Here is a 6,779-nt window from a genome sequence, read left to right on the forward strand (position 1 = left end):
CTTGAACTCGGGTGTAAATTCCCGCCTCGTCTTCGTCATCAAACACCTTCCCGCTCCCGCAGGAGCGTATCAGAGGTATCCGTCAAAACGAGGGAAGATCAGTACCGGCGCGGGAGAGTTCGCATAAAGGCCTGAGACATCGAAGCTCCTGGAGCAATAAGACTATGGATGAGCACAACCATCTGGATCAGAATAGAAGGGTGGTGGCGCTCATGAGACCGGCGCCTATGTGCCTGACGCTAGGTCCATCATGGTAGCTGAACCATTAAGATACGATGCTGCGATAGGTTGACTGACAGATCAAACTCCTTGAGGTCAGACCTTCCTAGTGCCGCAGACTTCTTGTGGAAGCCTTATTCAACGAAATTCAGGTGCTAACGTGCATCCAGCGTGGAGCAGGTATTCTCTCCTTCTGGCTGCCGTCAGAGTTTGCACACAGCTGAACGTGAGATCATCACTGGTGAGGCTCCAAGATCTGCTTACATCATGAGCGTCCCAATCATCCCTCTTGGATCAAGACCTCTCTAGCTACTGTTACGAGACATCTCCGCCACCCAGGTGGATCACGTCCTCCAAATCCTTTCTGCGCTGTTTCGCCCGGCGGTCATAGCTCGCATGGTTCTTGGTGCACACCAGCGTGTAAGGCCGACCACGACGATCAGTGGTAATGTCCACGTCACAGTGAGCCCGCTGGATTGTCTGCTCCACATGGGAACGGTCTGCTTCAACGGCCTTGAAGGCCCATGTCGTTTGCTCAGGATCAGCAAGAAAGCGGCTCAATTCAGTGCAGTGACGGCATTGACAAGGCAGTACAGTGGCCCGGCTCCAGTTACTAGGCGCCACCAGCGGTCGGGCAATCCGGGCGCGCAGGTGGTCAAGACAGGCATCACGCAGCCGCTGAACCGGCGGCTCTCGGGCAATACTCGACTGAACCAGGGTCCGCATTGCCGGGATCAGAACCGTATCCAGGCTATAGGTCTGGGGCCACGTCAGCATGTAGCCTGCTGCATCATCGGCCAAGCGCGGATCAATCCAGCAGAGAGCCTCCAGGAGATCAATGACGAGACGAGGTTTCAAGCTCTGATCCTGCCACCACGGTCCCTGAGCCGGTGCGCGCTGCGGATCACCTGGCAAGGCTTCGACCAAAGCCGTTGCGGCCCCTCTGAGGTCGCCCCCTCGGCCGTGCTCCCCTGAGGCCACCAACCGGGCGAGCAGATTACCGCAGGCAGTCAGGGAGGTCGTGGCATTCCCGGTGATGATCTGTTGGGTCAGTGCTGCGGCTCTCTGGGGCGACATGAGACCGAGCGCCTGAACAATTGCATCATTGTCGCCCTCGGCGTAGACGCCGCTGCCAGCTGCGATGGTTGTCAGGAATGCCTCAAGTCGGCTCTTATTCCTGAGCTGGATCAGGAGGATCAGCATCTGGGTGGCATGAGTGGGAGCCTTCTCCCGCGATGGGTATCCGTCCTGCCCATGCCAAGAGGAGATCATGTGGCCGGAGAGTTCATGCGCCTCACCCCACAGAGGTGACGTGTGATCCTCGTCGCTGCTCAACCAGCGCTCGGTCAGGTCAGCCAAATAGGGAAGGGTGACTGCCACGCCGGCCTGACACAAAACGGCAAAGAAGCGCTGGCGCGGCCAGAGCACCAGAGTCGCACGGCGGTACGTTCGCTCGAAAGATGCGCCCTCGTTGCCGGTTGCCTCATGAAAGTGCTCCTCGTCCGGTTCCAGCTCCTCGAGCGCATCAGGCGGGCAGAGTTCATCATCTCCAACCGGGATCACACCCAGCACCGAGGGCTGCCCATCAGGCCTGCGCCATGTTGACAGGGCAATATAGCGATCGAGAACCTCAACCTCCTCGAATTCGTCCTCGTCTGGTTCCGACCACCGGCGGTACGAGGAGCCGTAGCCTGTGTACTCCGCACTGCCACTTTCCTGAACCGAGATCAGCGCCAGGTGGAGATCGCAGTCGGCCGCCTGAGCAGCGGCCCTGAGAACGGCTGCCGCCGCGGCATCGGCGCCTTTCAACGCTCCAAACCCGAGTTGAGCGGAGGTATAGGCATGCTCGAGCGGAAAGATGAGCTTTTCTGGGGCATCAGTGGTTGAACGGCTCAGCTCAGCGCCCCAGGCCTGCAGGAGTGTCGCAAGCCGGGTTTGCTGGCTGGCATAACTGGGGGGCTCGGGCAGCCGCCCCGGCTCGGGACGCAGCAGGTTGTAGATCAAAGCCAACCGAACACCCGACGTGACGGGAAGGACTTCGTGAACGCAATCGGCATAGAAGGCGCCAAACGCCACCTCCGATGGATCAGGGCAGTGTAGGTCGAGCCGAACCTCGCGGTCCTTGTGGCGGACCACAAGTTCACCCCCAGCCGATGGGGAGGGCAGCACAACCACCAGCGTGGCGAACATCCCGGGTGCTTTCTCGGTATCGCGATGGCTCGCGAAGAAGCTGCCTTCATCATAGATCAGCAGCTTGTAGAACTCAGCCTGCACTGGCTCAGTGACGCCGAGGCCATCACAGACACGGGCCAGGATTGCACTCAGCGTCCGGGCCCAGCCGCGGCCCTGGATCCGAACCTGGTCCGGGCCAATCTGCCACGTCCGACGAATTGCCGTGTCGACCAGGGTCTGCTCTCCCCGCCCGTAGGGGGCCCGCTCGGCGGCTGCAATGAGCTGCTTGGCCTGGGTCGAAAGAAGCGGCAGTGCAATCTGACCGACACCCTCCACCTCCAGCTGCGGCGCAAGGAACTCGATCGCGCCAGAGGCGAAGAAGTCGCCGGGGCGACGGACTGTGGCCAGAACAGCTGCCAGTTCGCTTGTGATGGAGGACATTGATGCAGCCCATATGCACGCGGCTCAATAAGGCTGAGCATACAACGTGCCAAGCTCGGCTACCACAGCACTGGTTACAGAGTTCCTGCCAAAATTCTTAATGCAAAGCGTTCTCTATTATTGGTCGGTTCTATTCTGAAACGCGACTTCCGTCACAAACAAAGGTTCGGCCCTTGGAGGCTGTTAATGCTAGCCTACCCCTGCGTGAGCTTGCACTGACGTTCAGAGCCTCCGACGACGGCTGCCCTCGGAAGAGTCGAATTCGGGGCAAGCGTCAGCACCAGAGCGAAACGTCACCAGCGCTTACGCAAAATCGCCAAGTTCGTCGATGATTGTGTCATCAGGCGTTTTCGCTCCCGCAGCATCCTGCCCCTGCAGGGTACCAGCATTTTTCAACTCCTGCTCTGCTCTGGCCCAGTGGTCCTCCGGATCACCACAGCGGCCCTCGCTCTCCCACATTTCATACGCCCGCTCACGGACTCTCTGCTCCAGGTGTTTTTCCATCGCCTGTCTCCAAAGCTCAAGGTTCTATTATTCTCTGTTAAGTGGTGTGTTGTCGTCCCGTGCAGATGGTCTGCTCGGCTCCGGAACCACTCCGCTCTGAAGCTAGGGCGCCGCTCTGGCAGGTGAACCGAGCCTGAGGTACGCACGTCCAGTCGTCGGGCGCTTGACCTCTTAGCCAGACGCGGCAGGATGATCCTGCGAAAGTGCACCTGACGGGACTAGAGGAACATGCAATGGCGCATGCGGTTCTCTGGCTTGGGAGCAGTCAATGGTCGACCTGAACAGAAGGATTGCTTCTGGTGCACCGGAGCGGGCAACGCTCGTGACGGTCCTGCGTTAGATCGAGCACTCAACGTGCAGGAGGACCATGATGGCGTTCGACTACCGCTCCGAAGTAAAGCGGCCCGTGTCTCTGGCGCTGGCTGGGGCTGCCATCCTGGGCTGGCTTCTGGCCCTCGGCATTGGGCTCTCTTCCTCTGACCAGCGTCAGGAAACCCAAACGGAAATAACCCGCCTCCAGCAGGCCGAAGCCACCCTGCAACAGCAGCTCAATGAGCAACAGCGCATCGCAGGAACCCTAGCGGAGCTGCAGGCCAGGGTCGCTGGCGCGGAGCAGCAGCTGACCCAGATCACACAGGCGCGCGAGCAGGCCCAGGCGCAGCTTGCAACCCTGCAGCAATCGCTTCAGACAACCCAGCAACAGCTGGCTCAGGTCACACAAGCGCGCGAGTAAGCCTAGGCGCAGCTGACGGCTACTCTGCAGGACCTACAGGCGCAACAACAGCAGCTGACGCAGCTCACCCAAGCCCGAACCGAGGTTCAGACCCAGACCTCCACTGCTCAACAAGCCCTGCAGACTAATGAGCAGCGAGCCGCTGAGCTGAACCGCAATGTCTCGGAGTTGTCCCAGCGCCTGCCGGAGATCCAGACCCAGCTCCAGCAGGCGGAGCAGCGGCTGGCTGCTGTGAAGGGGGAGGTTGCAACAGGCGATCAAACGATTATGGCACGCCAACAGGAGTTAGCGGATCTGAGCCGTCAGATGGAGGAGGCCCGCCGTGAGGCGACGGCAGCCCGCGAGACGGTATCCCAAGCTACTCTGGAGCTGTCATCTCGGAGAGCAGAACTTACGGAAGCTGAGCAACGTCTCCAGCAGACGCGTGACGCGCAAACATCCACCAGACGGATCTTGCCAACCTTCGTTCGGAGCGGGAGCGCCTGACGAGGGAGCACGCTGAAATCCAGAACCAGGCAACCCAGCAACGGGCTGAACTACAGACCCAACTCGCCCGGGCAACGGAAGACCTATCTGCCCGCAACCGAGAGGTTGCAGAGCTGGAGGGGCGGCTTCAGACGACCCGTCAGCAACTCGCTGATGCTCAGAGCCAACTTGCCGAAGCACGTCAGCAACTCGCCACGCCACCTGCTACTGGGAACACAGCCGGAGCAGGTGCTCCAGCCGATGCAGCTCCCCTGGCACCTGAGACACCTCAGTGACATGCTCGCTTATGCGCGTCTGCCGCTGCTTCAGGGTACAATAGAAGACCGACAGACTGCTCCATAGTATCTTGCCTGTAGAACAGGAGCCTGCAGCATGAAGAGGGTGTGAAAGCTCTGTTGTAGCCCGAACGGTGACCGTGGGTATCCGATCGGAGATGCCTCTGGGGATGTGTTCGTGCGGCCCGAGGCGAGCCGCGCCTCGGGCGGCCATGTAGCCCACATCGAGATCGGAGCCTTTCTGAGCTCCGGATGTGGGCCCGAACACTAGGAGCTTCTACGCTTGATTGCGGTGCTGGTCGACCACGAGATGGCTCACGCTGCAACCTCGTAAGCTGTCACAACAAAAGTGTCCCGGACAGGAAGGAGCGTGGTTTGATGCACAGACGTTGCTTTGCTCAAGGTATTCACCGAAGCTCACGAGAAGAATAGTCCGTGAGCCCATCGTCACAATGGACCCTCTCCATTGCCCTGCCCGGCACCGATCGGCAGCAGATCATTCGGGATCCTCAAGGCGAGCCCCGGATGATTTTTGGTGAAGACGATGGCAGGCGGATCAACGATCGTCGCTCGAGGTACATCGTCGAAAGCCCGAATGCGGGTCTCAACCCCAGAGATCCGAATGCGGCTTGTGGAACGCACACCCTCAACGGTCATGGTGTGCCAAAGCAGCGGTGTTGATCACTACAAGGAGCTGTTTAGCTGGCTGTCATGTGGTCTAAGTTAGAGGGAAGAACGTCCTTATTCTGCATGCCGCTATGGCATCGAGAGGCAATCCCGTGAACATCAACGCAAATCTGACCACCGAGCGACCAACCTTCGTCACTCACCTTGAGTGCTCCTGGACGGGTGAGATCTATGAAGCAGATCGGCCGCACAACCTGTCTCGCGCAGGCAAGCCCCTGCTGGTGCGCTACGATCTGGACGGTATTCGTGGCTCGCTCAGCAAGGAGGCACTCGCAGCACGTCCTGATGACCTTTGGCGGTGGCGCGAACTGCTTCCGGTGCGCCGGGTTGCCGATATTGTCAGTCTGGGAGAAGCCGCCACCCCGCTCATTCCTCTTACATGGTCTGTGCAGGAACTGGGAGGAGGGGAGGTTCTCGTGAAGGACGAGGGTCGGCTTCCAACAGGATCGTTCAAGGCCCGCGGGCTGGTGATGGCCGTTTCCATGGCCAAGACATTCGGCATCAAACACCTGGCGATGCCGAGCAACGGCAATGCCGGGGCGGCCTTGGCCGCCTATGCGAGCCGCGCCGGCATCCGCGCCACGGTCTTTTGTCCGGAAGACACGCCTGAGATCAATCTCTCCGAGATTGCCTTCCAGGGGGCCGCTGTCTACCGGGTCAACGGACTGATCGACGACTGTGGCAAGCTCGTGGGGCAGGGCAGGGAGGTGACGGGGTGGTTCGACGTCTCGACCCTGAAGGAGCCCTACCGGATCGAAGGCAAGAAGACGATGGGCTTGGAGTTGGCCGAGCAACTCGGCTGGGAGCTTCCGGATGTGATTTTCTATCCAACGGGCGGTGGTACGGGTCTGATCGGCATGTGGAAGGCCTTCGCCGAACTGGAGGCGATTGGCTTCATTGGCAGTAAGCGACCGCGGATGGTTGCTGTGCAGGCAGCCGGTTGCGCGCCCATGGTGCGAGCCTTTGAGGCCGGAGACAAAACCGCAGTCCGCTGGGAGGGTGCGCATACAATGGCGTCTGGCATACGCGTACCGCAAGCGCTTGGCGACTTTCTCATCCTTCGCGCGGTTCGCGAAAGCGGTGGCTTTGCCATTGCTGTGCCGGACGAAGCGATTATGGCAGCGGTTGAGTCCGTGGCACGATCCGATGGCCTGTTGCTGAGCCCGGAAGGTGGGGCAACATTCGCTGGACTTGCATCGAGAAAGTGGAGAGCTCTGTATGAAGCAGGAGGATCTCCATGCCGAAGACCCGTTTTACGAGAG

General features: G+C 60.0%; 4 protein-coding genes. 2 read left to right on the forward strand and 2 right to left on the reverse strand.

Translation table 11 applies throughout. The features are described from left to right. Positions 1-534: 534 nt before the first annotated feature. The gene (locus tag JKG68_RS30285) at positions 535-2,832 is read right to left on the reverse strand and encodes a 2OG-Fe(II) oxygenase (protein ID WP_202065948.1); all 2,298 of its coding nucleotides are present in this window, start codon (positions 2,830-2,832) and stop codon (positions 535-537) included. Positions 2,833-3,135: 303 nt separating this feature from the next. Beyond that, on the reverse strand, positions 3,136-3,336 hold the full coding sequence (locus JKG68_RS30290) for a DUF2934 domain-containing protein (RefSeq protein ID WP_202065949.1): 201 nt from the start codon (positions 3,334-3,336) through the stop codon (positions 3,136-3,138). A 367-nt stretch (positions 3,337-3,703) separates the two neighbouring features. On the opposite strand from JKG68_RS30290, the gene JKG68_RS30295 reads away from it, so the two are divergent. After that, on the forward strand, positions 3,704-4,069 hold the full coding sequence (locus JKG68_RS30295) for a hypothetical protein (protein WP_202065951.1): 366 nt from the start codon (positions 3,704-3,706) through the stop codon (positions 4,067-4,069). A 1,540-nt stretch (positions 4,070-5,609) separates the two neighbouring features. Continuing rightward, positions 5,610-6,779, forward strand: a 1,170-nt coding sequence (locus JKG68_RS30300) for a threonine synthase (protein ID WP_202065953.1), incomplete at its 3' end; no start/stop codon positions are given.

Origin of the sequence: Microvirga aerilata (assembly GCF_016743775.1) — a bacterium.
Lineage (GTDB): Bacteria > Pseudomonadota > Alphaproteobacteria > Rhizobiales > Beijerinckiaceae > Microvirga > Microvirga aerilata.

Excerpts from the sequence above, each read along its gene's own strand:
- JKG68_RS30285 (WP_202065948.1), bottom strand. The coding sequence starts at position 2,832 with ATGTCCTCCATCACAAGCGAACTGGCAGCTGTTCTGGCCACAGTCCGT.
- JKG68_RS30290 (WP_202065949.1), bottom strand. The coding sequence starts at position 3,336 with ATGGAAAAACACCTGGAGCAGAGAGTCCGTGAGCGGGCGTATGAAATG.
- JKG68_RS30295 (WP_202065951.1), top strand. The coding sequence starts at position 3,704 with ATGATGGCGTTCGACTACCGCTCCGAAGTAAAGCGGCCCGTGTCTCTG.